Source organism: Microvirga sp. VF16 (assembly GCF_016864375.1).
Lineage (GTDB): Bacteria > Pseudomonadota > Alphaproteobacteria > Rhizobiales > Beijerinckiaceae > Microvirga.
The window spans coordinates 5123433-5149977 of the sequence record NZ_CP069354.1 but is presented as its reverse complement, the minus strand read 5'-3'; the positions used below and the strand labels follow the sequence as shown (position 1 = coordinate 5149977).

Annotated in this window: 26 protein-coding genes; 20 read left to right on the top strand and 6 right to left on the bottom strand. The window is 61.4% G+C overall.

Features of this window, described 5'->3' with window-relative positions:
• Positions 1 to 55: 55 nt before the first annotated feature.
• Positions 56 to 781: an NAD(P)H-dependent oxidoreductase gene (locus tag JO965_RS24255; RefSeq protein WP_203441485.1), complete on the bottom strand. Its 726-nt coding sequence runs from the start codon at positions 779 to 781 to the stop codon at positions 56 to 58.
• A gap of 124 nt (positions 782 to 905) precedes the next feature.
• Here JO965_RS24255 and JO965_RS24250 point away from each other — a divergent pair, with 124 nt between their 5' ends.
• The 13 genes from JO965_RS24250 to JO965_RS24190 all read left to right on the top strand — a co-directional run bounded on the left by JO965_RS24250 (position 906) and on the right by JO965_RS24190 (position 14963).
• Entirely contained in the window at positions 906 to 1364 is a 459-nt protein-coding gene (locus JO965_RS24250; RefSeq protein WP_203441484.1) for a MaoC family dehydratase, read from the top strand.
• A gap of 4 nt (positions 1365 to 1368) precedes the next feature.
• On the top strand, positions 1369 to 1707 hold the full coding sequence (locus JO965_RS24245) for a MaoC family dehydratase (protein ID WP_203441483.1): 339 nt from the start codon (positions 1369 to 1371) through the stop codon (positions 1705 to 1707).
• 6 nt (positions 1708 to 1713) lie between these two features.
• On the top strand, positions 1714 to 2205 hold the full coding sequence (locus tag JO965_RS24240; protein WP_203441482.1) for a MaoC/PaaZ C-terminal domain-containing protein: 492 nt from the start codon (positions 1714 to 1716) through the stop codon (positions 2203 to 2205).
• A complete protein-coding gene (locus tag JO965_RS24235) occupies positions 2202 to 2630 on the top strand; it encodes a Rid family hydrolase (RefSeq protein WP_203441481.1) in 429 nt (142 codons plus the stop codon). The genes JO965_RS24240 and JO965_RS24235 overlap by 4 nt, the downstream gene beginning before the upstream one ends.
• A gap of 8 nt (positions 2631 to 2638) precedes the next feature.
• Positions 2639 to 4753, top strand: coding sequence for an acetate--CoA ligase family protein (locus JO965_RS24230; RefSeq protein ID WP_203441480.1), 2115 nt, complete (start codon positions 2639 to 2641; stop codon positions 4751 to 4753).
• Entirely contained in the window at positions 4753 to 6477 is a 1725-nt protein-coding gene (locus JO965_RS24225; protein ID WP_203441479.1) for a thiamine pyrophosphate-requiring protein, read from the top strand. The genes JO965_RS24230 and JO965_RS24225 overlap by 1 nt, the downstream gene beginning before the upstream one ends.
• Positions 6461 to 7957, top strand: a complete 1497-nt coding sequence (locus JO965_RS24220) for an aldehyde dehydrogenase (RefSeq protein ID WP_246776675.1) — start codon at positions 6461 to 6463, stop codon at positions 7955 to 7957. Before JO965_RS24225 ends, JO965_RS24220 begins: the two co-directional genes overlap by 17 nt.
• Before the next feature lie 26 nt (positions 7958 to 7983).
• Positions 7984 to 8424, top strand: coding sequence for a tripartite tricarboxylate transporter TctB family protein (locus JO965_RS24215; RefSeq protein ID WP_246776925.1), 441 nt, complete (start codon positions 7984 to 7986; stop codon positions 8422 to 8424).
• Positions 8425 to 8433: 9 nt separating this feature from the next.
• Positions 8434 to 9927, top strand: coding sequence for a tripartite tricarboxylate transporter permease (locus JO965_RS24210; RefSeq protein ID WP_203441477.1), 1494 nt, complete (start codon positions 8434 to 8436; stop codon positions 9925 to 9927).
• A gap of 9 nt (positions 9928 to 9936) precedes the next feature.
• The gene (locus JO965_RS24205; RefSeq protein ID WP_203441476.1) at positions 9937 to 10797 is read left to right on the top strand and encodes an IclR family transcriptional regulator C-terminal domain-containing protein; all 861 of its coding nucleotides are present in this window, start codon (positions 9937 to 9939) and stop codon (positions 10795 to 10797) included.
• 6 nt (positions 10798 to 10803) lie between these two features.
• On the top strand, positions 10804 to 11586 hold the full coding sequence (locus JO965_RS24200; RefSeq protein ID WP_203441475.1) for an enoyl-CoA hydratase/isomerase family protein: 783 nt from the start codon (positions 10804 to 10806) through the stop codon (positions 11584 to 11586).
• Positions 11583 to 13682: an acetate--CoA ligase family protein gene (locus tag JO965_RS24195; protein ID WP_203441474.1), complete on the top strand. Its 2100-nt coding sequence runs from the start codon at positions 11583 to 11585 to the stop codon at positions 13680 to 13682. The genes JO965_RS24200 and JO965_RS24195 overlap by 4 nt, the downstream gene beginning before the upstream one ends.
• Before the next feature lie 291 nt (positions 13683 to 13973).
• Positions 13974 to 14963 carry a tripartite tricarboxylate transporter substrate binding protein gene (locus JO965_RS24190; protein ID WP_203441473.1) on the top strand — a complete coding sequence of 330 codons (990 nt, stop codon included), beginning with the start codon at positions 13974 to 13976 and terminating at the stop codon, positions 14961 to 14963.
• Between the two features lie 163 nt (positions 14964 to 15126).
• On the opposite strand, the gene JO965_RS24185 is transcribed toward JO965_RS24190, so the two are convergent.
• The 5 genes from JO965_RS24185 to JO965_RS24165 form a co-directional block, all read right to left on the bottom strand.
• Positions 15127 to 15963: an NAD(P)-binding domain-containing protein gene (locus JO965_RS24185; protein WP_203441472.1), complete on the bottom strand. Its 837-nt coding sequence runs from the start codon at positions 15961 to 15963 to the stop codon at positions 15127 to 15129.
• A 36-nt stretch (positions 15964 to 15999) separates the two neighbouring features.
• On the bottom strand, positions 16000 to 16692 hold the full coding sequence (locus JO965_RS24180; protein ID WP_203441471.1) for a 4-carboxy-4-hydroxy-2-oxoadipate aldolase/oxaloacetate decarboxylase: 693 nt from the start codon (positions 16690 to 16692) through the stop codon (positions 16000 to 16002).
• A complete protein-coding gene (locus JO965_RS24175) occupies positions 16689 to 17411 on the bottom strand; it encodes a PIG-L deacetylase family protein (protein WP_203441470.1) in 723 nt (240 codons plus the stop codon). The genes JO965_RS24180 and JO965_RS24175 overlap by 4 nt, the downstream gene beginning before the upstream one ends.
• A gap of 29 nt (positions 17412 to 17440) precedes the next feature.
• Positions 17441 to 18529, bottom strand: coding sequence for a 4-oxalomesaconate tautomerase (locus JO965_RS24170; RefSeq protein ID WP_203441469.1), 1089 nt, complete (start codon positions 18527 to 18529; stop codon positions 17441 to 17443).
• Positions 18530 to 18624: 95 nt separating this feature from the next.
• Positions 18625 to 19587 (bottom strand): LysR family transcriptional regulator, encoded by a 963-nt coding sequence (locus tag JO965_RS24165; protein ID WP_203441468.1) that lies wholly within the window; start codon positions 19585 to 19587, stop codon positions 18625 to 18627.
• Positions 19588 to 19738: 151 nt separating this feature from the next.
• Between JO965_RS24165 and JO965_RS24160 the strand changes: the two genes are divergently transcribed.
• The 7 genes from JO965_RS24160 to JO965_RS24130 all read left to right on the top strand — a co-directional run bounded on the left by JO965_RS24160 (position 19739) and on the right by JO965_RS24130 (position 26415).
• Entirely contained in the window at positions 19739 to 20617 is an 879-nt protein-coding gene (locus tag JO965_RS24160; protein ID WP_203441467.1) for an amidohydrolase, read from the top strand.
• 52 nt (positions 20618 to 20669) lie between these two features.
• Positions 20670 to 21653, top strand: coding sequence for a tripartite tricarboxylate transporter substrate binding protein (locus JO965_RS24155; protein WP_203441466.1), 984 nt, complete (start codon positions 20670 to 20672; stop codon positions 21651 to 21653).
• 106 nt (positions 21654 to 21759) lie between these two features.
• Positions 21760 to 22854 (top strand): alpha/beta fold hydrolase, encoded by a 1095-nt coding sequence (locus tag JO965_RS24150; protein ID WP_203441465.1) that lies wholly within the window; start codon positions 21760 to 21762, stop codon positions 22852 to 22854.
• Between the two features lie 2 nt (positions 22855 to 22856).
• Positions 22857 to 23723 (top strand): class III extradiol dioxygenase family protein, encoded by an 867-nt coding sequence (locus JO965_RS24145; RefSeq protein ID WP_203441464.1) that lies wholly within the window; start codon positions 22857 to 22859, stop codon positions 23721 to 23723.
• Positions 23698 to 24084, top strand: coding sequence for a YciI family protein (locus JO965_RS24140; protein WP_246776674.1), 387 nt, complete (start codon positions 23698 to 23700; stop codon positions 24082 to 24084). The genes JO965_RS24145 and JO965_RS24140 overlap by 26 nt, the downstream gene beginning before the upstream one ends.
• A gap of 37 nt (positions 24085 to 24121) precedes the next feature.
• Complete coding sequence (locus JO965_RS24135) at positions 24122 to 25138, top strand: tripartite tricarboxylate transporter substrate binding protein (RefSeq protein WP_203441463.1); 1017 nt, start codon at positions 24122 to 24124, stop codon at positions 25136 to 25138.
• 101 nt (positions 25139 to 25239) lie between these two features.
• Complete coding sequence (locus JO965_RS24130) at positions 25240 to 26415, top strand: ABC transporter substrate-binding protein (protein ID WP_203441462.1); 1176 nt, start codon at positions 25240 to 25242, stop codon at positions 26413 to 26415.
• Positions 26416 to 26545 lie beyond the last annotated feature (130 nt).

Here is a 26545-nt window from a genome sequence, read left to right as displayed (position 1 = left end):
CGTTCGCACGGTCAGTGCTGAAGGCCATGGTGCATCCTGGCGCACAGGTCATGCCCTATGGAAGAGACGGCTGCGGTTTCTGTGTCAAAGGGCGCAGAATGTCGTCATAGTCGTCGAGGGACGGCATGGGGAGACGCGGAAGCGTTTCGATCTCGCCGAGATAGTTGCGATAGTCGTCCAGCCATTTCTGGCGCTCCGCGTCCGATAGGTAGGGAACATGAAAGGCAAAGAACGGCTGGAGCACCTGGAAGCCGCAATAGCCCAGGGTGCCCTGGAGCAGGTGGCGAAGCATCCCGGTTATTTCGCCATGGACAGCCTGAGTGCCGAACATGTGCTCCCGCCCGCCAAGCGTCGCGGTGACCAGCGCTTTCTTGCCCGTCAGTTCGGCGCGATCGTAGATGCGCTTCCCGCCAAAAAAGGCTCCTGACAGAAAAACCCGGTCGATCCAGCCCTTCATGATCGCCGGCACCGAGAACCAGAAGATCGGAAAGTTCAGGATGAGGAGGTCGCTTTCCAACACGCGCTCGGCTTCGCAGGCGATGTCGGTTGCGATCGTTCCGTTCTGCCAGCCGTTTCGCTGCTCCAGGGAATAGACGAGATAATCGGGATTGCGACGACTGCCAAAGTCGTCGGGGCCCGCCACCGGGTTGAACCTCTGCTCGTAGAGATCCGAAACCGTCACCTCGTGCCCGGCCCGACGCAGCGTGTCCACGGCCGCATCTTTCATGGCCGTGCAGAAGGATGCGGGTTCAGGATGCGCATGGACCAACAGGACCTTCATGTCTCTCTACCTTTCGTCACTGGCGGTTCGAGCCAAGGAACGTGTTGACTCGGGCACGAGATTGTAGTCACATATTTCTAATAAAGAAAAATATTTTGTATTAAGAAAAAAGGGAGATTGAGCCGTGTCGATGATGATCAGGCCAAGCGACGTGAAAATCCGCGAGGGGGCGACGCCCGGTACGCCCTATGCAGCCTTCACCGTCGGGCAGAAGCTGAAGCCTGTGCGCTTCATGATCACGCCGGACATCGTGGATGAGTATGCGCGTGCGGTGGAGGCCGACCTCGGCCTCTACCGGCTTGACGGGCGGCCCATCGCTCCGCCGAACGTGCTGTTCGTGTACATGACCGGCGTGGTCTACCGGACCTATCCGCCGATCCAGGGCATCGTGATGATCGAGGCGGATTTCCGCTGGCATCATCCGATCTACGCCGATGAATCCACCGAGATCATCGCCAGCGGCGAGATTGCGGAGAAGTTCGAGAAGCGCGGGCGCCGCTACATCCGCTGGCGCGGCGACTTCCATCGAGCCGACGGCGTGCTGCTGTCCTCTCTCATCAACACGTTCCATGTGCCGGAGTAAGTCCATGCAGCACACGATTGAGATCACGCAGGAAAAGATCGATCGCTACGGCGACATCAACGGTGACTACGACATTATCCATTACGACCATGATTATGCCGTACAGCGCGGCTTTCGCGGCACCCTGGTGCATGGTCCGCATCTGTCTGCTTTCGCCTGCGACATGGCTCTTCAAAAGTACGGCGCCGACTGGTTCAGGCACGGTCGCCTGCGGACAAAATGGATCGCGCCCGTATGTCCTGGCGACGATCTCGTCGTCGAGCTTTCCGAGGATGGCGCGATCACGGAGACCGTGGGCGGGGCGGCCGTCGTGGTCGGGTCCGCCACCATCGAGAAGGACTGACTCTTCATGAGCGACAGGAGCGCCCTGCGACCGGTCGGTCAGTCTCAGCTTTTCTTCGAAGATCTCGAAGTGGGCATGAGGGTGGTCGGCCGCGAGCGGCAGCTTACGCAGGGCGATTTCCAGGCTTTCGCGGCCCTCACGGGTGACGCGCATCCGATCCATTACGACGAGGTTTATGCGGCTCAGTCGACCTTTGGCCGCTGCGTCGCCCACGGCCTGCTGCTGACAGGACTATCGGCCCTCGGAGCCTCTCCGCTTTCAGCGCGGCTGCACGATTCGATGGTGGCGTTCATCGGTCAGGAGATGCGCTTTCTTCAGCCCGTCTTCATTGGAGACCGGGTGACTCCCGAGCATGAAGTTCACTCGCTGCAGGCATCGCGCGAGAAGCATCATGGACGGGTCCGCTTCACCGTCAAGTTGCGAGAAAGCCAGAAAGGCATCGTCGCCGAAGGCCATCACGATTATCGTCTCCGAATGCGCAGTGGAGTTGGCGCATGAGCACAGAAAAAGTCTTTGAGCCGGTTGGCGTTCTGAGTGACCGTCTGACCTTTTCGCCTGCGGTTCGCGTCGGAAATATCGTCTGGCTTTCCGGCATGACGGCGACCGATGAGAACCGGCAGATCATCGGTGCCGGCGATATTGCTGCACAGACGCGCTACATTTTTCAGAAAATGGAAAATGTCCTGCGTACCCTGGGTGCAGGCCTCAACAACATCGTGGAAACCATCGATTACGTCACCACATTTGAGGGTTACGAGCACACGGCGGCCGTTCGTCGCGAGGTGTTCGGCGGAGCACCTTACCCGGCTGCGACAGGCGTGCTGGTATCCGGTCTCGTCAGACCCGAGGCATTGATTGAGATCCGTGCAACCGCCGTGCTGGAACCCGTGCATGCTGGGATTACCCTGGGGGCAGCCCGATGAGCGGTGCCATGGCAAACCCCAACAGCTGGTGGCAGGCCGTTCTTCAGCCCCGCTGCGTTGCAGTCATCGGCGCATCGAACAGTCCGGACAAGGTCGGTGGGCGGCCTCTTCGCTATATGCAACGGTTCGGTTTCAACGGGCGCATTTTTCCCATCAATCCGACGCGATCCGAGGTCCAGGGTATCAAAGCGTTCTCCAGCCTGCGCGAAGTTCCGGACCGGCCTGAACTCGCCATTGTGGCCGTGCCTGCAGCCAACGCCCTCTCGGCCGTTCAGGCTTGTGCCGAGCGGGGCGTTGAGGTGGTTGTGGTTCTCACCTCGGGTTTTGGCGAAACGGGTCCTGAGGGACGCGCGGTCCAGGACAGCATTGTCGCAACCGCCCGCAGAGCCGGGATGCGGATCATAGGGCCGAACACGCAGGGGGTCGCCAACTTCGGCAATGGGACCATTGCAAGCTTTGCGACGCTGTTCAGCGAGATCGAGCCGAGTGACGGACCCGTCGGAATTGTGAGCCAGAGCGGCGCCATGAGTGTCGTGCCTTATGCGCATTTGCGTCGGGCCGGGATCGGCGTCCGCTACGCTCATGCGACCGGGAACGAGGCCGATGTAACGGTCGCAGATCTAGCGGCGAGCGTTCTGGACGATTCGAGCATCAGGCTCCTCCTCCTTTATATGGAAAGCATCCAGAATCCTGCTGCTTTGGCAGCCGTTGCGATGCGCGCTCATGCTCGCGGCGTGCCTGTTCTGGCACTCAAATCGGGCCGCTCCACGCGAGGAGCCGCCGCAGCCAGCTCCCACACCGGTGCGCTTCTCAGTGAAGATCGGGTGGTGGATGCCTTTCTCCGGCAGCACGGGATTCTGCGTGTTGACGATATGCACGGGCTTGTCAACGCTGCCGACTTGTTCCTTTCCGGGAAACGTTCCCGCGGGCGCCGTCTGGCTGTGGTGAGCAATTCCGGCGCAAGCTGCGTGATGGCGGCGGATCTGGCTGAGGCCCATGGTCTCGACATGCCGGATGTGAAGGGCCCGACCCGCGCGGCGCTCGCGGCGGTTCTCCCGTCATTCGCCACGCCGAGCAACCCTCTCGACCTCACGGGCGCTCTTTTGTCCCAGAGCGGCTTGTTCGGACAGGCCCTCGACGTTCTCGCCAGAAGCGACTTTGCCGATCAGATGATGATTTCCCTGCCCAATGCAGGGGCAGGTTACGATGTCCCCGGCTTCGTGGAGGCGGCACGCAGCTACAGTCACCGGACAGGAGCCGCCGTTGCCGTTGTCACACCCAATCCCTCGACCGCCGATGCTTTCCGGAAAGGCGGGATCGCGGCTTTCGATCATGACAGCCATGCCATTGCGGCCCTCGCTCAACTGGCGCGGTGGAATCAGCTGGAAGCCGGCTCCGCATCGCCTGTCATGATCGAGGATATCAAGCTGCCGTTGCTTCCAACGGAAGTTCCTTATGGTCAGGTTTATGCAAGCGAATGGGCCTCGTTGTCCCTGCTTCAGGCTTGCGGCCTCCCCACGCCGCGGATGAGATTGTGCCATACCCCGGACGAGGGGCGGCGGGCCTTTGCCGGCTTGAAGGCGCCCTTGGTGATCAAAGGATGCTCGCCTGACGTCCCTCACAAGTCTGAGTATGGGCTGGTCCGCCTTGGCATTGCCACATCCGATGAAGCCGCGCAGGTGACCCAGGCCATGCAGCAACGGATGAAGGATCTTGGCGTCCGTTCCGAGGGAGTGATCCTCGCGGAGATGAAGAAGGCGGATGTCGAGTTGCTGCTCGGAGGGCGCTACGATCCGAAATTCGGTCCTGTGATCACGGTCGGGGCCGGCGGAAAATACGTCGAAGCGCTTGATGATGTCGCGGTTCTCCTTGCACCCTTCTCCCGCGCGGCCGCGAAGGCTTCGCTTCAGTCCTTACGGATGGCCCCGCTCTTTGGGGCACTCCGTGGTGACCCTGCCATCGATGTGGATGGCGTCGTGGACATGATGCTCCGGCTTGCCGCGATCATGCTTCGTGCCGGCCCGGCTATCGCCTCTATCGATCTCAACCCGGTTCTCGCCGAGCGCGGCGGTGCCGTCGTCGTGGCCGATGCCCTGATCGAATACGCAGAAGGACAACAATAATGGATCAGGTCGCAACGGATGAAGTCGCCAGCGTCGCCGAAGGGATGCTCGATCTGTTCGTCGAGAGAGGCGTCGAGTATATCTTCGGCAATGCCGGAACCGATTTCCCCCCGTTGATCGAAGCGATTGCCCGTGCGCAACAACTCGGCCGTCCAGTGCCGCAGCCTGTTGTCGTTCCGCACGAGAATGTCGCCATGGCGATGGCGCATGGCAATTACATGGTCACCGGGCGCCTTCAGGCTGTCATGGTTCATGTGGGGCTTGGAACGGCAAATGCGCTCAACGGGATTTACAATGCGGCGCGCCTCAACATCCCGATTCTCCTGGCGGCCGGCCGGACGCCGATTACGGAAAGCGGCGTGTTCGGAGGCCGCAACAACTACATCAACTGGGCCCAGGAGATGTTCGACCAGGCGGGCATGCTGCGCGAGTTGGTGAAGTGGGAATACGAGCTGCGCCATCCTGCTCAACTCGAGGCGGTCATCGACCGCGCGATGGCCGTGGCTCAGAGCTCCCCGCCGGGACCGGTCTATCTGACATTGCCGCGCGAAGTTCTGGCTGCAACGCGCGCCAAGGCGACGACACCTGCATCCCCGATGATGATGCCCGCGACCAAGCCCGAGCCCTGCTCCGAGGCCGTGGGGCGCCTGGCCGACCTGATCATGACAGCGAGGAAACCTGTCATCGTCACCTCCGCGGCAGGGCATTCCGAAGATCTCTGGTCGGCTCTGGCCCATGTCGCCGAGAGATTCGCCATCCCGGTGGTCCAATACCGGCCGCGATACATGGCGCTGCCGACCGGTCACCCGATGCATTGCGGCTACAATCCGACACCTTTCGTCAGGCAGGCCGATCTGGTGATCGTTCTGGAAAGCGATGTGCCCTGGATTCCGGATGAGGTGGGGCCGATTGCAGCGACCGTCGTGCAGGTCGGGCTCGACCCCCTGTTCCAGCGTTATCCCATGCGGAGCTTCGCGGCGGATCTCACCATCATGTCCGACGCGGCAACGTTGCTCGAACGCCTTCTCGAGACGCTATCCGATGAAACGGAAGACACGGTTCTCATCAGGGCACGCCGGCTGGAAATCGCGCAGCAGCGCCGTTCCTACGGAGTCAGCAGCCAGTTTGCCGAGGCGCGCGCTCCCGCAACCATGACACCGCGCTGGGTGACCGCCTGCATCAATGCCGTCAAGGACGAAGACACGATTCTGATCAACGAATATCCCTTTGTCCTCGAGGAATTGACCATCGATCGACCCGGTACGTTTTTCGCCCACAGCCCTGCCGGCGGGCTCGGCTGGGCCATGGGCGCGGCGCTCGGCGCCAAGCTGGGGCGGCCCTCGGCGACGGTGATCGCAGGCATCGGCGATGGAACATACATGTTCGGCAATCCCACACCGACCCATATGGTGTCCAGAGCCCTTGGACTGCCCGTCCTTTTCGTCATCTTCAACAATCGACGTTGGGGCGCGGTGCATCGTGCGACACTCTCGATGTATCCCCATGGCTATGCTGCTCATGAGGATGAACCGCCATTCGCCACTCTGGAGCCTTCGCCCGATTACGAGCAGATCGTGATGGCGAGCGGCGGCTATGGTGAGCGGGTCGACGATCCCGCCGAACTGCCGGCGGCGTTGCGACGTGCCCTGCACGCGGTGCGAGAAGAGGGACGACAGGCTGTCATCAACGTGATCTGCGAGGCCGTCTATGCGCGCACCAGCTGAAACGATCGGCAGCCCCTTCGACGCCGATAGCATTGCGCTTACGCTCGGCTCATTCGTGAATGGGCATAGGCGTGACGGGGACGGAGATGTTCTCCCCATCCATCGTCCGTCCGACGGGCGTCTGATCGCCGGCATGCCTGGGGCACGCCAAAGTTTGGTCGATGAGGCTGTGGCCGCGGCTGCGCTGGCTTTCAGAACGAGTGGCTGGCGGGAGGCGGCTCCCCGGCATCGCGCGGCGGTGATGCGCCGCTGGGCCGAACTGGTCGAAACCCATGGGGAAGAACTGGCGAGGCTCGAGGCCGTCACGACAACGCGGGTGATTGCTGAAACCCGCATCCGGGACGTTCCGGTGACCGCCGAACTCCTGCGCTTCTATGGCGAATGTGCTGACAAGTTCGACGGCGCACTCTATCCGACCGCGTCGTCTGTCTGGAGTGTCGGTGTTCCCGAGCCTTATGGCGTCGTCGGAGCGATCTCGCCCTGGAATGTGCCGATGGTCCTCGCCACGGCGAAATTCGCACCGGCGATCGCGGCAGGAAATGCGGTCGTCCTGAAGCCATCGGAGCTCACGCCCTTCACGGCGGTGCGACTCGCGGAACTCGCCATCGAGGCGGGCCTCCCCGCCGGCATCTTCAATGTGGTTGTCGGGGACGGGATGAATGCCGGTGAGCCTCTCGTGCGGCATCCCGACGTGGCCTGCGTGTCCTTTACCGGATCGACCGCCACGGGGCGCCGGATCATGGCTGTCGCAGCTGAGACCGGCCCCAAGCCGGTGACGCTGGAACTCGGAGGCAAGAGCCCGCAGATTGTCTTTGCCGACGTGCCCGACCGAGCGCGGCTGGCCGACATGGTGGCCTCCGGCACGTCGCGCAATGGCGGGCAGCTCTGTTACTGCGGCAGCCGGCTGATCGTTCATGAATCGCTGGCGGATCAATTGCTGGAGGATGTCGGCGCACGGATGAAACGGGTGAGAGCCGGCGCAACCTGGGATGAGCAGACTACTCTCGCTCCCATCGTTTCCCACCGTCAGTTGGATCGGGTGGAAGATATTGTACGGCGTGGCGCTTCGGCCGGAGCCGAGATTCGGCTCGGGGGCAACCGTATCGAGAATCATGGTGGAGCGTTCTATGCGCCCACGATTGCAGTGGTCGATCAGGACAACCCCCTGCAGCAGGAGGAAGTCTTCGGTCCTGTCCTGTCCGTGCAAACCTTTCGCGAGCCGGAAGAGGCCTTCGCACTCGCCGCGCATGATACCTACGGGTTGGCAGCCGGCATCCACACGCAGAACATCACCAGAGCCTTGGATGCGGCACGACGCATCGAGGCGGGCATGATCTGGATCAACACCTATGGACGCTCGACGGACATCGGAACACCGTTCGGCGGGTTCAAGCGCTCGGGCTTCGGCAAGGATTTCGGAGCGGCGGCCTATCTCAAATATACCCGGTTGAAGAATGTCTGGATTGATGTGACGATATAGCGACCTGCACGAGGCGGAGTGTGACGATGCTACAACGGGTGAATCTCTGGGCCGGCAGTGTTCTGATCTTGTTCGGCGGCGCAGTCATCGGAATAGGAAGCAGTCTTCCGCAAGGAACTCTCACCCGCATGGGGGCCGGATTCATGCCGTTCTGGCTTGCGGTGATCGTCGTCGTCTTCGGTTGCATCATACTCCTCGAGGGGATCTGGAAAGATGAACGGGTTTCGATCCCGTTGCACGACCTCCGGCCCGCCTTCTTCGTCACCCTCGCGATCATTCTTTTCGCGATCCTGATCGAGAGCGCCGGCTTCCTGATCAGCGCCTTCCTCGTTTCCGTGACGGCCACATTGGCCAGTCCTGAACAGAGGTGGCGACGCAATCTCATCCAGTCCGGCCTCATTGCCCTCGGCAGTGCTCTCCTGTTTCTGGGAGTGTTGCAGATCAACCTTCCTCTTCTTCCCCGCTGAGAGGTCCTCATGTCTTTTTTCGACGGCCTTCTCGTCGCATTGGAGCCCGGCAATCTGCTGGCCTGCTTCATCGGGGCGCTTGTTGGAACCTTTGTCGGCGTTCTCCCCGGATTGGGGCCGGTCGCAACGATCGCAATGCTTCTGCCGATCACCTATCACCTGAGCCCCGCTGCGGCGATCGTGATGCTGGCAGGCATCTATTACGGGGCGCAGTATGGCGGCTCCATCACGGCGATTCTGGTCAACATCCCTGGCGAGACATCCACTGTCGTGACCTGCCTCGACGGTTATCGCATGGCGCAGAAGGGCAGAGCGGGGATCGCCTTGTCGATCGCGGCGATCGGGTCGTTCGTCGCGGGTTTGTTTGCAACCGCTGTCATCGCCTTCGTTTCGGTCCCGCTGTCAGAATTCGCACAGCAATTCGGACCAGCGGAATACTTCGCCTTGATGTCGTTAGGGCTCGTCGGAGCCGTGGTTCTCGCCCGGGGATCCATCATCAAGGCGCTGGCCATGATCACGGTCGGTCTCCTGCTCGGTCTCGTCGGAACCGATGTCAATTCCGGACTGCAGCGTCTCAACTTCAACATTCCGCAACTGGCAGATGGATTGAGCTTCGCCGCCATTGCTATGGGCGTGTTCGGGATCGGAGAGATCTTCTCCACCCTGGGCCAGAAAAGAGCCGGCGTAAACGTCGTGGCCCGGATCGAGCGTCTATGGCCCAACCGCGATGATCTTGCCGCATCGGCCGCTCCGATTGCGCGGGGTTCGATCGTTGGATCGGTCCTGGGCGTGCTGCCCGGCGGCGGGGCCGTTCTCAGTTCATTCGCGTCCTACGCCCTCGAGAAAAAGCTGTCGCGCCATCCGGAGAAGTTTGGAAGCGGGGCGATCGAAGGTGTGGCGGGGCCTGAATCGGCCAACAATGCCGGGGCCCAGACCTCCTTTATCCCGATGCTCACCCTGGGCATTCCGGCCAATCCGGTGATGGCCCTGATCGCGGGCGGCCTGATGCTTCACGGCATCACGCCGGGGCCGCAGATTCTGACGGAGCAGTCGCTTCTGTTCTGGACGGTGATTGCGAGCATGCTGATTGGAAACCTGCTGCTCGTCATCATCAATATTCCCTTCGTGGGGCTATGGACCAAGCTGTTCAAGATGCCATACGAAATCCTGTTCCCCTGTATTGTCGTGATCTGTTGCGTCGGGACCTACAGCGTCAACAAGATGCCTTTCGACGTGCTGATCCTGGGGCTGTTCGGCGTGATCGGGTACGGCCTGGTCAAGCTGAACTTCGAAGTCGGTCCTATGCTGCTGGGCTTGGTTCTCGGTCCAATGCTGGAGGAAAACTTCCGTCGGGCCATGTTGCTGGCCCGAGGTGATCCCATCAACATCATTGCGCGCCCCATCTCGGCGACGCTCCTGGCTGCTGCTTTGATCTTGCTCTGCGTGATTTTACTGCCCAATTTAAGGCGCACCCGCGCAACCGTATTTCAAGAAGAGGCGTAAGAGCTTTCCATGGGACGTAGAGCACACAGCAAGGGAATCGAGCAGGAAGCGACCGGCGGCGTCACCCTCGATGCCCAACCGGATTTCGTTGCCGGGTTTGCCCGCGGACTGAAGGTCATCCGGGCTTTCGGCGAGAATTCGCATATGCTGACCTTGTCGCAGGTCGCTGAACGCTCAGGCTTGACGGTTGCCGGCGCAAGGCGGCTTCTTCTCACGCTCGTGGCTCTCGGCTATGCCGGAACAAAGGACAGGTTCTACTTTCTCACGCCGCGGATCCTGTCCCTGGGCTACTCCTATCTGACGTCCCTTCCGCTTTATCATTTCGCTCAGCCCATTCTGGAGGAACTGGTCGAGAGGACCGGCGAAACCTGCGCGGTCGGTGTCCTGGACGATACGGATGTCGTCTATGTTCTGCGCATTCCCGTGCGGCGCATCGCGTCCGGCGATTTCGGCATCGGGACAAGGCGTCCGGCTCATGCAACCTCGATGGGAAGCATTCTCCTCGGCGGATTGAACGAGCGCGAGCTTGCCGATTATTTCGAGCGCGCGGATCTGCGGGCCTATACCGGTGCGACCATCACGGACCCCAAGGCCTTGCGCCAGCGAATCAAGGACGATCAGGCACAAGGGCATTCCTGGGTGACGGGAGAGATGGCCGAGCACGTGAGCGGCCTCTCGGTTCCGATCTTCGGTGAGGACGACCGCGTCAACTCCGCCATCAACATCAGTTTCAACCGGCCGAAGATCTCCCGTAGCGAAATTCTTCGCGAGTATCTTCCTCCTCTTCAGGATGCCGCCGATCAGATCCGCCGATCTCTCATGCTGCGCGATCGGAGCATGGCCGATCGACCGATGCGCCTAAAAGGTTAGGATTCGATGAGAACAGATTTTTCAACTCTCCATCTGGAGAAAAGGAACGGGGCGGGTTGGATCACGTTCAACCGGCCGAAGCGGTTGAACGCTCTCGATTTCGCCAGCAAGTGGGACCTTCAGGCAGCTCTTGCTCTTTGTATCAATGACGATGCCATCAAAGTCATTGCCTTTCGCGGAGAAGGCCGGGCTTTCTGCGCGGGAATCGACCTGACGGATCTCTCTGCGGGTCTGATCGACGAGCGGAATTTCCGCTTGTGGGAAGAGTGTCTGCGGATGATCGAGACATCCGACAAGATCGCGATTGCCTGCATGCATGGCCATGCGCTCGGCAGCGGTGTCCAGCTTGCCCTGTCCTGTGATCTCCGGGTTGCTACGCGAGGCACCAAGATCGGCGTGCCCGCCGGCAAGGAAGGATTGGTTCCCGGCCTCTCTGTAATGCGGCTCGCCCGCTTCGTAGGGCTTGGGCGTGCCAAGGAAATCGTCATGTGGGGCGATTTCATGGATGGCGAGGAGGCCGCTCGCATCGGTCTCGTCAACAGGGTGGTTGATGACGAAGCAAAGGATGAGGCCTTCGAGCAGGTGGTGGCGCGCACGGTCTCAATCGCGACGGATGGGGTCCGACTGACCAAGCGGGCTATGAATGAAATTGCCTACGGCGATTTCGCGGAAGCCTACGACATCTATTTGCAATGCCAGCGCCTCGGTTTGCAGTCCGGCGACTTCGCGAAGGCTATGGCAGCCTGGCGGGATCGAGGGACCGCTCCCCAGAGTGAGAGCGCGGCGTGATCTTGCCAACACCACAAGCAATCGACTGGAAAACGGCCCTGCATGTCCCGCATGCAGTAGCCGTGATCGGGGCATCGTCGAATCCCCAGAAAATCGGCGGGCGGACGCTTTCCAATCTCCGTCTGGGTGGGTTCTCCGGAGAGGTTTATTCCATCAATCCTGCTGGCGGCAGAATTGATGAATGGCAGGTTTTTCAGAACCTTGCCGATGTGCCGGCACAGCCGGACATGGCAATTATCGCGGTTCCGGGAGCGGAGGCCGTTGAAGCAGCGATCCGGGATTGTGTCGTAGCATCCGTTAAGACCTGCATCGTTTTCTCGGCCGGGTTTCGGGAAAGTGGAGATCAGGGACATGCCCATGAGGCGCGTCTGATCAGGGAGGCGCGAGCCAGAGGTCTTAGGATCCTTGGGCCGAATTCCCAGGGCAGTCTCTGTGCACGCTCCAGGCTGATTGCCAGCTTTGCGACGACTTTTCAGGAATATGCCGTTGAAGATGGTCCGATTGCGGTTGTCAGCCAAAGCGGCGCAATGAGTTCGGTCATCTATGGGCTCCTGCGCGAGCGGGGGATCGGGGTTCGCTACGTTCACGCGACCGGAAACGAGGCTGATATCTCGGCTGCCGATCTGCTGGATGTCATTGCGGACGATCCGGATATTTCCATCGTCCTGCTTTATCTCGAGAGCGTTGCGGATGCAGGCAAGCTTGCGGCAGCCGCTGAAAAGGCCCGGGCCGCCGGTCAGTTGGTCCTCTGTGTCAAGGCGGGGGCAAGCGCATCCGGTCAGAAGGCGGCGCAATCTCATACGGGAGCGCTCGCATCGGACGACAGGGTGGTGGACGCATTTCTGTCCCGGATCGGCATCTGCCGCGTCGATAGCCTACGCGATCTTGTCGATGTCGTCCCGCTGGCCTTGCAGCGGAGGGACGCTGGAGTAAACGGACTTGCTCTCGTCAGCAATTCCGGTGCTGCCTGTGTTCTTGGCGCCGATCTGTGTGAGCGCTTGGACGTTCCGCTGGCCCAACTATCCGATGAGACGAGGAGGTCCCTCGACGGGATCATTCCTCCGAACGGCAATACAGCCAATCCCATCGACGTGACGCCTGCTCTTCTGACAGATTCGACCATGCTCGAGCGCACTCTCGACACGGTCGCTGCCGATCCTGCCGTTGATACGATCCTGTTGAATCTGCCGGGTTCCGTGCGGGGATATGACTTCCCCCGTTTTTCCCGTGACCTTGAGCGCTTCCGCCTGAGTTCAGGTGCCCTGACGCTGGTTGTCACCCCCACTGCGGGAGCCCGTGCCGAAATGGCGCTGTCCGGAGCAGCGGTTTTCGAACATGACAGCGACGCGCTTCAGGCGCTTTCGGTTTTCCGCCGCGCGCAGCAACCGCCATTGCGCTGCGCCGGACAAACGCTGCCGGAGCGGCCGGATGTTCCGAGACCCGGGTTTCTCGATGAGGCCGAAAGTCTGAATATTCTCGGACTGGCCGGCATTCCGATCGTCCCTTATACCCTTTGCACGACGGCAGAAGAGGCCGTTGCGGCGTGGCAGAACTGGGGTGGAAGCGTTGTCGTGAAAGGATGCTCCTCCCGCTTCCCACACAAGTCGGAATTCGGTCTTGTGGAACTCGGATGCGCTAAAGCAAGCGATGTTGCGGCTGCCTATGAGCGTATCACCGCTCGCATGCGAGCATATGGCGAGCACGATCCGCATGTGATCGTGGCACCCTTCACCAGGTTGCGGGCAGAAGCTTTCGTAGGAGCCCGATGGGATAAAGTCTTTGGTTCCGTCGTGCTGATCGGTGAGGGGGGGAAGTATACGGAGGCCCGTCAGGATGTCGTGACCTTGTCCTGGCCCTTCGACCAAGAAACAGCCGTTCGGGCCGTCGAACGCTTGCGCGTCGCAAGCATCTGGGCGGGAACCAGAGGCGAACCCGCTCTGGATCTCGCACCTCTTGCGGAGATCGCCGTTCGCATCGGCGCTCTTGTCGACGCGATGCAAGGCGCGATTTCAAGCATCGATGCAAACCCGGTAGGCCTGGGCGCATCCGGCGAGCATTGCCTGGTTCTTGATGCCCTCATCGAGGTGGCGGGATGAGCGGCACAGGACAGGGGCCTGCGTTCCATGCTGCAACCGCCAGTCTGGGGAGCGCCGCAATCTTTCGAGATGATCGGCAAGCTCAGGCTGAAAGCATCCCGTTCTGAAAATAGCCCCTTCACCGCACAGCATGTCATAATATTCGCATTTGCAAGCAAGTATCGCTTGACGGTTATTTCAAGTTCTTCATAATCAATTCTAAGAACGAAATAAATTTCGCAATAAGAAAAAAGATCTTTTAACTTGGCCGGACTGCATGCCGCCGGCCAGAGATCGCGAGGGAGAGGTGGTATGAGTCAAGCTTACAACAGGCGAACATTCGTTGGAATGCTGGCAAGTGCTACAGCATTCGGGGGATTGCATTCACGAGCTTCTGCTGCCGGTTCGCTGCCTTCGGGCACCATTACCATTGTCGTGCCTTTCGATCCCGGTGGAGCGAACGACATCATTGCTCGAGCGGTAGCGCAGCATATGACGGAAACAGGAGCCACTGTCGTCGTCGACAACCGCCCCGGCGCGAGCGGTTCCGTCGGAGCGCAATATGTCGCGCGCTCCGAAGCAGACGGCCGTACTCTTCTCATGGCTCCCATCGGCGTCCTGGCCATCAATCCTTGGCTTTTCAGTCAGCTGGGCTACGACCCGGTCAAGGATTTCGCGCCGCTCACTCTGGCAGGTACGGTTCCGAATGCACTGATCGTGCATCCATCCGTGCCCGTGAAGAACGTGGCTGAGTTGATTGCCTATGCAAAAAAGAACCCGGGCAAGCTGAACTTCGCCTCCATGGGCAACGGCACGACCGGCCATCTCTGCGGTGAGATGTTCAAGAAGGCCGCCGGTGTCGATATCCTGCACGTTCCCTATAAAGGCAGCGCTCCCGCACTTAAAGATCTTCTCAGCGGGCAGGTGCAGTTGATGTTCGACAACCTTCCCACCGCGTTGCCCCATATGCGCGCCGAAAAGCTGCGCGGGCTTGCTGTGACGAGCCCTGCGCGCCATCCCTTGGCACCGGAATTGCCGACACTCAAGGAAAGTGGCGTGAGTGCCGAAGCTGTCGCATGGTTCGGCTTTGTTGCTCCGGCAAAGACACCCGATGCAACGCGGAAAGCCATCTCGGACAGCATGATCGCCGCCTTGAGGAGCGACAAGGTCAAGGCTCAGCTTGAAAAGGTCGGTGTCACGATCGCGGCCAATCAGCCGGCAGAGTTTGCGGCCCTGATCGCGAGTGAGTCTCAGAAATGGAAGCAGGTTGTCGCTGATGCAGGGGCAAAGATCGACAATTAATAAGCTTCCACCATACGGCGGCAGACCTGCCGCCGTATGGATTCTGGCTCATCGACGTTCTTGTGAGCAGAAATGCGCTTGCAGTTCGAATGCAGAGCTTTGTTGATTGTGTCTTGAAACAAACTCCAGCGATCGCCTCATTCAGCCCCTCTCACGGTAATCCTCACTCCGTTTGAGGGCGCACTCGGACACTCGCTTTGGCGAAGCTCTCGTGGCGCTCGGCGATGGCCTTCGCGAGCGAACCGTCCAGGCCCAGTTCATCGATCATGCGGCTGGCTTCGCGCATTTCCGCAGCGCGTCGGATGCCGTGCTGCCGGACGCGTGACATCATGACCTTCGCGACACTCTCCCAATCCATGCCGGGATAGGAGGCTTTCAGGCTTTCCAGAACGGCCGGCATGACGCCCGCTTTCTCCGAAGCCAGGGTGAAGTCGACCATCAGGGCTTCCATGCCCTTGATGACGATGCTTCGGCACAACTTGGTGGCGGATGCCGTGCCGATCTCGGAACTGACCGGCGTGATTTTCATGCCGAGCCCGTTAAGCCGCGCCGAGACCTCCTCTGCGCGCTTGCCGCCGCTCAGGATCGGAACCTCAATCCCGGGGCCGCTCACAGGAGCCATCACGGCAAATTCGACAAAGTCCGCGCCCTTCTCACGAACAGCTTCGGCCACCCGCTCCTTGGTCGCAGGAGAGACGGAGTTGAGGTCGATATAGATCTGCGAAGCGTGAAGATGGAGAGCAGCCTGCCGCGCCGCCGTGACGGCGGAATCCGCCGTGACGGCGGAGATTACGATATCGGCTTTCCGACAGGCATCGGCGGCGCTGTCGGCGGCGTGAACTCCGGCTTCCGACGCCCGTTGCCGCAGCTCCGATCCTTTCAGAGCATCGTCGAAGAGGATGTCATAGACCGTGATCCTCACATCCGGTCGGGTCGCAAGCTGACGGGAGAAGAGTTGCCCGACTTCTCCATAGCCGATGAAGGCGATCTCAAGACTCATGGGGTTGCACCATTCCTCATGAGGCTGACGGAACCGTCAGTCCTCATCCTTGTATTCGACGTAAGTGAGACCCGCCTTCGCGAGCGGCTCGCGCATTTTGTAGAGGTCGAGGCCGAGAACGCCCGAGGCGAGAGTCTCGCGCTTCGATCCTTCATTGGCAACGCGGGCCTCGCCCGCGGCCGCAACGGCCTCGGCCTCCTTGCGCGGCACCACCACGACACCGTCGTCATCGGCAACGATCACATCGCCGGGCTTCACCAGAGCGCCTGCGCAGACGACAGGAACGTTGACCGATCCGAGGGTCGCCTTCACCGTGCCCTTTGCCGAAACGGCGCGCGACCAGACGGGAAAGCCCATCTCGGTCAGGGTCTTCACATCACGGACGCCGGCATCGATGACGAGACCGACCACGCCGCGTGCCTTAAGCGACGTGGCCAGGAGATCGCCGAACATGCCGTCCGTATTGTCGGTGGTCACGCCGACAACCAGAATGTCGCCGGGCTTGCACTGCTCGACGGCCACGTGGATCATCCAGTTGTCGCCCGGCTGAGCCAGCACTGTCACGGCGCTGCCCGCCACCTGCGCTCCCGCCCAGATCGGCCGCATGTAAGGCTTCATGAGACCGACGCGCCCCATGGCCTCATGGGTCGTTGCGGTGCCGAGTTCCGCGAAGCGGTCGATCACCGACTGATCGATGCGCGGCGTGTTGGTGACGACGACGGGTTTCATGCCAGTTCCTCGACGATCTGGGGGAAGATGCGCTGATAGGCTTCGCCATAGGTCATGGCGCGACCAGAATTGCGGCCACCCTGCATGCCGCGGTTCAGGGCCACCCGGGTGTAGTATTCCCACAGGTGCTTCTGGGCCGCCAGGATCTCGAAGGCCTTGCGCTTCGTATCCCACACGTCGTCGATGTTCAGGATCACATTGGGCTTGTAGTTGCACTGCTCGGGCTGGTGCGGCTCGAACAGGAAGACCGGCGGTGCATTGTAGGTGAGATCGGGATTCGGCTTGTGGCCGGCGGCCTGCGCGATGATGCGGGCTTCCTGCGCAAAGCGCGTCGCCTCCGGGTGATCGACGTTGTAGGGATCCTCCAGGGAGTGCGTGAGCACGAAGGAGGGCTTGAGCTCGCGGTAGATGTCGACGAGACGGTCGAGCATTTCAGGAGTCGTATGGAGCGGGTAATCGCCCGCATCGAAGAACTCGATCTCGGCCCCAAGGGTCTCTGCGGCGCGCTCGGCTTCTTCGCGGCGCTGTGCCTTCACGTCGGCAAGCGACACGTCGCCCTTCTTCCAGGCCCATTGGCTCTCGCCGCGTTCGCCGAAGGAGAGGCAGGCGATCTTCATGCGATAGCCCTTCTTCGCATGCAGGGCGATGGCGCCGCCTGCGCGCCATACGAAGTCACCGGGATGGGCGGTGACGACAAGTCCGGTCTTTCCAGTACTCATGATGTCCTCAAGGAAAAGAGTTGTTTCAATCAGGCGGCGTCGCGGCCAGCCTCGAGCGAATGCGCCAGGGCATCGTGCGCGAAAGCATAGCCCTCGAAGAGCAGGCGCGCCGTCCGCAGCAGGCCCGCCTTTTCCACGACGGGACTCTCCTTGGTTCCGCCGACTTCGATCACCACGCTGAACTCGCCGGTCGGATGCTCGACCGAGAGCGTCTTCTCGCGTCCGGGCGGAATCCTGGCGACACGGGCCGCAGGAGATCCGGGCAGCACGCAGGCGGTGGCGACCGTCACGGCCGCAAAAACGCCGATGGAGGCGTGGCATTCGTGGGGAATGAAGCTGCGCGTGCAGACATGTCCGCCCGCAGCCGGTGGCGCGACCAGCGCCATCTTGGGCACGACCTTGGACGAGACGTCGCTGAGCCCCATGAGCCTGCCTGCCTCAAGGCGGATTTCCTCAAGACGCGTCCTCAGTTCCACATCCTTGTCGAGCACATCGCGAGGCTCGTATCCGGTCCGGCCGACGGCTGCGGCTTCGAGCAGCACCACCGGCATGCCGTTGTCGATCAAGGTTGCGTCGACCCCGGCGACGCGATCGACAACATTTCCTGTCGGCAGCAGCGAGCCGCAGACGGAGCCGGCGGCATCGAGAAATTCGACGGCAATCGGTGAGGCGGTTCCCGGCACGCCATCGATGCGCGCATGGCCGCCATAGGCCACATGACCGTCAGGGGTCTGGACGCTCAGCTCCGCAATCGTCCCCGTATTCACCGTGTGGACGCGAACTCGCGTTACGGTGCCTTGCACGGGAACAAGACCGCGCTCGATGGCAAACGGCCCAATGCCGGCAAGGATGTTGCCGCAATTGGGCGTGACGTCCACCTTGGGCTTGTCGACAACCACCTGGCCGAACAGAAAATCCACATCGCAATCCGGACGCTTCGACCTGGATACGATGGCGATCTTGCTCGTGAGCGGATGAGCGCCGCCGATGCCGTCGATCTGGCGCGGGTCCGGCGATCCCATGATCGACAGCAGAAGCGCGTCGCGCTGCGCCGGATCGGACGGAAGATCGTCGGCCAGGAAATAGGCGCCCTTGGAGGTGCCGCCGCGAAGGATCATGCAAGGGATGCGAGGCTGAATGGTCCGTCTCCCGCCTGCTGGTGAATGCTTGCGGGCAGGGTGCCTCAGCCATTTGGGTGCAGCAAATGGTTTATTTATGGGCTTTGATGAATTTTTTTCATCCTGCTGCGTGGTTTGGCGGTCCGTCCTGCCGACGGCTTCTGCTTAGGTTCGGCAAATGTCTGCACGATATGCTTACGCAGCTCGTCCGCGAGGGGAGACAGCGGTGTGCCTCGCTTCGAGATGATGCCGAGCTGGCGGGTGACGCTCGGATTGCGCAAGGGGATCAGCTTGAGGCCACGCTCGTCCACCGTGTCGAAGGCGAGACTGGGAATGACCGTTATGGCGACCCCCGCTCGGACGAGAGCGACCGCCGTCTGAATATGCTGGACCTCGAAGCGCCAGCTCAGGGCCTCCCGGCGGCTGCCCAACGCGTCATCGATGATGATTCTGTTTCCCGTCTGAGGACTGATCCTGATCAGCGGCTCTTCCGCGAGATCGGACCAGCTCACATCCGATTGCACCGCCAGGGGGTGATCCTCGGGACAGACGAGCGTGAACGGGTCCTTGATCAGCATCTCGATGTCGAAATCCCACCGGTGTGCAGCCACGAGAGTGATGCCGAACGCAATCGTGCCGTCCTGAACCAGGTTGCTGATCTCGGTCGCCGAGTTGTCGTAGATCCGCAGCACCACATCCGGGTGCCGCTCCTGGAAATGGCGCAACGCCGTGGGCAGCCGGCCGGACGCGATGGTGGGAAGGCATCCGATCGACAGGGTTTCCTGGCGGCTGCGCCCCTCCTGGCGGAGTTCGTCCAGGGAGCCGGCAAGGCTTTCGATGGTTTCCTTCACCTTGGGCAGAAGATTGAGGCCGGCTTGGGTGAGCGAGACCTCGCGGGTGGTCCGCGACAGAAGCTTCACGCCAAGGTCCTCCTCGAGCTTGCGAATCCGGTGGCTGAGAGCCGTCTGGGACAGGTTGAGATGCGCCGCTGCGTGCTGGAAGCTGCCGCGCTCGGCAATGGCGACGAAGGCATGGAGACCGAGAAAGTCGATGCGCATGAGTTCATTCGTTCAAGGGAGGGCCAGTTTCCATTTGTCCGGATATATGAAGTATATTCATTAATCGCCAAAAACAAACCATTTGCTTCATTTTAACGCTGAAGCATTTCATGGGCCGCCAAAACCGCTTCATGAAGGTCAGCTCATTCGCATGACGTCAGCGCCGATGATCCCGCCTCCGCATCCCAATCCGCACGTCCCGTCCTTCAAGCTGCCGCCGAAGACGTGTGACACGCATTGTCACATCTTCGGGCCGAACGATCGCTATCCCTATGTGCCGGAGCGGCCCTACACGCCGCCGGATGCGCCGCTGGAGATGTTCCGCGCGCTGCATGATCGTCTCGGTGTCGAGCGGGCTGTCATCGTCAACGCGACGCCCCACGGACGCGACAACCGCGTGGTGACCGATGCGATCGCCCAGAGCAACGGGCGTTATAAGGGCGTCGCGAACGTGGACGAGACATTCAGCGACCGGGATCTCCGGCGCCTTGCCGACGCGGGCATCACCGGATGCCGCTTCACCTTCCTGCCGCGTCTCGGCAGGATGCCCGACATGTCTTCCTTCGACAGGATCGTGGAACGCATCGCCGCTCTCGACTGGCATGTTGATCTCTATCTTCCTGCAACCTTGCTCCCTGACTTCAGGTCCAGACTGACGGCATTGCCCGTTCCTTACGTGCTCGACCACATGGGCGTCGTCGATGCGAGTCTCGGCCTCGATCAGCCTGCCTTCGTGGCGCTGCTGGATCTGGTGCAGAGCGACGAGAAGTGCTGGGTCAAGGTCACGTGCCCCGAGCGTATCTCACGCGCTGGGCCGCCCTTCCACGATGTTGCTCCCTTCGGCAAGGCGCTGATCGATGCGGCGCCGGATCGCGTCCTCTGGGGAACGGACTGGCCGCACCCGAACGTGCCGGTCATGCCCGATGACGGCGACTTGGTCGATCTCATCCCGCTCTACGCGCCGGATCCGGCCGTTCAGCACAAACTTCTCGTCGAAAACCCAGCGCGCCTGTTCCGCTTTGCGGATTGAAAACCGCCGATACACCGACGCAACACATCCAAAGATCAGGGAGAAACACATCATGTTCGGAACGGTCACGAGACGATCTCTGTTGGCTCTCGCCATGGCGGCGGGCCTCGGAACATCCGCTCCTGTGCAGGCGCAATCGGCCTATCCCACCCGCCCTGTGAAAGTGGTGGTTCCCTTCGGGGCCGGCGGCGTGGCCGACATCACGATCCGCATCGTGTCGGAGAAGCTGAGCGAAAAGCTCGGGCAGCGCTTCATCGTCGAGAACATGCCGGGAGCCGGCGGCATCACGGCGGCCCGTGCCGCGCTCTCGGGCGCTCCCGATGGATACACCCTGACCATGCTCACGAACGGCACCGCGATCAGCGTGCCGCTCTTCGCCAACTTGCCCTTCAATCCGCAGACCGACTTCGTTCCGATTTCGACTCTTGGGACATTCGACTTCCTCTTCGTGGTCAACGCGAATTCGAACTTCAAGAGCCTCAAGGACCTCCTTCAGCAGGCCAAGGACAAGCCCGGAACGCTGAACGTTGCCACGGTTGCCGTTGGCAGTAGCCAGCATCTCTCCTCGGTCCTGTTCCGATCGGAGGCCAAGGTCGACATGGTTCACGTGCCGTTCCGCAGCACGCCCGATGCGCTGGTGTCACTGCTCAGAGACGACACGCATATGCTCATCGACACACAGGCGGCGGTGAAATCCGGACTTGAGGGCAAACAGGTCAGAGCCATTGCCTCGTCTGGACCGCGCCGCTCCGCTGCTATGCCCGATGTTCCGACCGTGCGGGAGGCTGGGATCGAGGGCTTCGACGTGACGTCGTGGAACGCCCTGTTCGCTCCCAAGGGAACGCCCCAGTCCGTCATCGATACTCTCAACAAGGCCCTGCAGGACATTCTGAAGGCGGAAGACGTGAAGGCTCGCCTCCTCGATCTCGGTATCGAGGCGCGAAGCGAGACTCCCGCCGAACTGAGCGAGCGTCTTCGCTCGGACATCGAGAAATGGCGGGCCGTGATCGAGAAGGCCGGTATCCCCAAGCAATAGCCGCTAGTTCATGAAGGAATTTCATCAATCCTTCAAAACAAACCATTTGCTTCATCTTTGGCCCCTGGCCCATGCTCGCCTCCAGGGAGAAAACGTACGGGGACACATGAGCGAAAGGCCGACCGTCGTGTTGTTGCCGGGGCTCCTCTGCGACGCCAGCATCTGGGAGGCGCAGAGGGCAGCACTCGAGCCCCATGCCGACATCCGCATCGCGGATTTCTCTCAGCTCGATTCCATCGAGGCCATGGCCCGTTCCGCGCTGGCACTTGCTGATGGGCCTCTGATCGCAATCGGGCATTCCATGGGGGCCCGCGTGGCCATGGAGATGGTCCGCCTGGCTCCCGAGCGCATCGAGAAGCTTGCCCTGATCGACACGGGCGTCGATGCTCGGCGGGAGGGGGAGGAGGCGAAGCGCCAGGCCATGATCGATCTGGCTTTTGCCGAGGGTATGGGAGCCCTGGCCGACAGATGGCTGCCGCCGATGGTTCACGAGGACAGGATTGGGGATCGAACCCTCCTTGCCCCGCTCAAGGCGATGGTCATGCGCGCCACGCCCGAGCAGCATGACCGCCAGATCCAGGCACTTCTCAATCGGCCGAATGTGCGGCCGCATCTTCCGAGCATCGCCTGTCCGACCCTGGTGATGGTCGGCCGTCAGGATCGTTGGAGTCCGCTGGCTCAGCATGAGGAGATGGCGTCCCTGATCCCAGGTGCCGAACTCGTCGTGATCGAGGATAGTGGCCACATGTCTCTGCTGGAGCAACCCGATCAGGTGTCCGAGGCGCTGCTTCGCTTCCTTGGATTCACGAATGAGAATGCGAGCGCCAACCGCGCCGCGGGTAGGGAGGCGAAACCGATGGCTGAGAACGGGGATCGTATCCCGGACACACCGCTGTTCGACCGCAAGCGGTCACTTCGCGGATACCGCATCAACAAGATGGCGATGGGGCTCAGCAATCCCGCCAATCGGGAAGCGTTCCGGGAGAACGAGAGTGCCTATCTCGACCGCTTCGGTCTGACGTCCGAGGAGAAGGACGCGGTGATGACCCGCAACTGGCGCGAGATGGTGCGGCTGGGTGGAAACCTGTTCTTCATTCTCAAGATCTCGGCTGTCGATCCCGTGCGCATCACGGAGATCGGCGCGCACCAGGCGGGAATGGAGCACGCGGATTTCCTGCGGGATCGTTTAGGGAAGAAATAAGAATGGCAAGGCTCATCGGAGGACTCGGAACGTCTCATGTTCCCTCGATCGGTGCGGCACTCGACAAGGGGTTGCGGGATACGCCGGACTGGAAACCATTCTTCGACGGCTACATCCCCGGTCAGAAATGGGTGAGAGAGAACAAGCCCGACGTGGCCGTCGTGATCTTCAATGATCACGGCAACACCTTCTTCCTCGACAAGGTGCCGACCTTCGCCGTGGGTTGCGCGGAGGAATATCGCCCGGTTGACGAGGGGTGGGGACCGCGCGCCATCGCTCCCTTCAAGGGGGCCGTCGATTTCTCGTGGCACTTCATCGACACACTCGTCGAGAACCGCTTCGACCCGATGATCTGCCAGGAGATCGAGGTCGATCATGGGCTGCAGGTGCCGATGGAGCTGTTCTGGGGCAAGCCCGAGGAATGGCCGGTGAGGGTCGTCCCGATCTTCGTCAATGTCATCCAGTATCCGATCCCGCTTCCAAGCCGCTGCTACGAGATGGGCCGCGTTCTGCGCCAGGCCATCGAGAGCTACGACAGTGACGAGCGCTTCGTCATTCTCGGAACCGGCGGGCTCTCCCACCAGCTCCAGGGCGCCCGCGCCGGCTTCGTCAATCCCGAAGCCGACCAAGCCTTCCTGAGCGATATCGCCAATGATCCCGACAAGCTCGCGAACATGTCGCGCGAGCAGTATGTCGAGATGTTCGGCAGCGAGGGGGCGGAACTCATGATGTGGCTCGTCATGCGCGGCGCCATGGATCACGACGTGGTGGTCCGGCACAAGCACTACTTCGTGCCGGCGTCCATGACCGGAGCCGGCATGATCGTCATGGAAAACCGGGCGAGTGCTGCCCCGGCTCAAGCCGCGTGACGCCATGTACTGGCTCATGATCTGCCGCCATCGGAGCGATGCGACAGGCCTGCGGGAGCAGCATCGGGACGCGCATCGCCAGCACGTTGCCACGGGTGGAGGCGGGCTTGCCAAGGTGTTGATCGGAAGCGCCCTGACAGAGGACGACGGCGAGACGCCGATCGGCAATTTCGGCGTGCTGGAGGCGCCGTCCCGCGAGGCCGCTCAAGCCTTTGCGGAGACAGATCCGTTCGCGCTTGCGGGCCTCGTCGAGTCGATCGAGATCACAGCCTTGGCGTCACGATTCCAGGCACATCGGATCGATCCCATGACGCGTGAGAGGACAGAAGAAACCATGCTGCCGACATCTGCACATCGATAAAGACCACATCAAAATAAGAAGCCAGAGGAAACTGTATATGAATGGCAATTCACCCTGGGGGGCAACTCACTCCACCGTCACTCGCCGCCAGATCCTGATGGGAGCAGCAGCCTTGGGCATGACCGCCGCCTATTCAGTGCGCGCTGCGGCCCAGACGTATCCAAGCCAAAACATCCTTCTGGTCGTGCCTTTCACACCTGGCGGGTCGACAGATATTCTCGCGCGGCTTCTCGGGCAAAGGCTTGAGGGTGCCCTCAAATATCCGGTGATCGTCGAATCCCGCCCCGGTGCGGGCGGCTCTGTCGGGGTTGGTTCCGTTGCCCGTGCCGCCGCGGATGGTCATACCCTGGTGATGGGCCATATCGGCACGTTCGCCGTGAACCCGGCGCTTTATCCGAAGCTGCCTTACGATCCGGTGAAAAGCTTCGAGCCGGTCAGCGGCATCGCCAACGTGCACAACATGCTCGTCGTCCACCCGGATGTTCCGGCCAAGACGCTTCAGGAACTGATCGCCTATGCCAAGCAGAATCCGGGTAAGCTGAACTATGCCTCCGGCGGCATCGGAAGTGCGGCACATATCGCCATGGTGGCCCTCGCCGACCGTGCCGGAATCACGATGACTCACGTTCCTTACCGAGGCACGGCGCCGGCCGTGACGGATCTGCTCGGAGGGCGTGTGCAGCTCATCTTCACGGGCGCGCCCAACCTGCTTCAGCATGTGGAAGCCGGTACGATGCGGGCTCTCGCCGTCTCCGGATCGTCACGCCTCAAGAGTGCTCCCATGGTGCCGACCGTGGCGGAATCCGGGTTCTCCGGATTCGAGGCGTCTCAATGGTATGGCATCCTGGTTCCGACCGGCACGCCGAAAGCCGTCGTGGATCGGCTCAACACCGAGATCAGAACGGCGATGGCCGCACCTGAGATCGCCGAGCGCCTGTCGCTGGAGGGAGCTGAGGTCTGGACCAACACGCCTGCCGAATTTCGCGATCACATCGACAAGGAGATGGTGCGGTGGGGCGACCTCGTGAAGCGTACCGGGATCAAGCCCGAATAGCGGGCGAAAGACCCAACTGACATTCCTTCCCCGGCTCCTGCCAAGAGGCCGCCAAGTGCCTGACAGGAGCGCCGGGGAGGTTCAAACGGGAGGAGTGGCAAATGTTACGACGGACTTTCATAAGCGCCGCCAGTGCGGCGGCGGCCCTGCTGGCCCTGACCGGGGCGGCATCGGCCCAGGAAGCGGTGAAGATCGGCCTGATCCTGCCGATGACCGGCCCCTTCGCCTCCACGGGACGCCAGATCGAGGCCGCGGCCAAACTCTACATGCAGCAGAAGGGCGATACGGTCGCCGGCAAGAAGATCCAGCTCATCGTCAAGGACGACACCGGCACGGCCGATGTCACCAAGCGTCTGGCGCAGGAGCTGATCGTTCAGGAGAAGGTCTCCGTGCTGGCAGGCTTCGGCTTGACTCCGCTCGCCCTGGCGACGGCGCCTCTGGCCACGCAAGCGAAAGTGCCGGAAGTGGTCATGGCGGCTGCCACGTCGATCATTCCCGAGCAGTCGCCCTATATCGTGCGGTCGAGCTTCACGGCGGCCCAGGTCACGGTGCCTCTCGCCGAATGGGCCGCGAAGGAGGGGCTCAAGCGCGTCGTCACCATCGTGTCGGATTACGCTCCGGGCATCGATGTCGAGAAGGCCTTCACCGAGACCTTTACCAAGGCTGGCGGACAGGTGGAGAACCTGCGGGTGCCGCTTGCCAATCCGGACTTCTCGCCCTTCCTGCAGAAGGTGGCCGATGCCAAACCGGACGCCTTGCTGGCGTTCGTGCCCTCAGGCGTCGGCGCACAGTTCATGAAGCAGTTCGTGGAGCGCGGTCTCGACAAGAGCGGTATCCGGTTCCTCGCGGAGGGCAGCGTCACGGATGACGATTTGCTCAACAATATTGGCGATGTGGCCCTTGGCGCCGTGACCGCGCACCACTACTCGGCCTCTCACGACAGCCCCGAGAACAAGGCATTCGTCGAAGCCTTCAAGAAGGCGAACAACGGCATGCGCCCCAACTTCATGGCGGTCGGCGGCTATGATGGCATGCACCTGATCTACGAGGGCCTGAAGAAGACCAACGGCGCTGGCGGTCAGGCGCTGGTCGACGCGATGAAAGGCATGAGCTGGGCCAGTCCGCGCGGTCCAGTCTCCATCGACCCGCAGACCCGCGACATCATCCAGAACATCTATGTGCGCAAGGTCGAGCGCAAGGACGGCGAGCTCTACAACGTGGAATTCGCCACCATCCCGAACGTCAAGGATCCGGTGAAAGCCGCCAAGTCAAACTAAGTCACTGACTATTCCAAGGGCGCCATCACGCGATGGCGCCCTTGCATTTATGTATACAGGATGGTCGATGTCGCCTGGATACTTGCGTAAAATTCCTACTATTATCCGCAAGTATAGTTGCTGCAGCCTA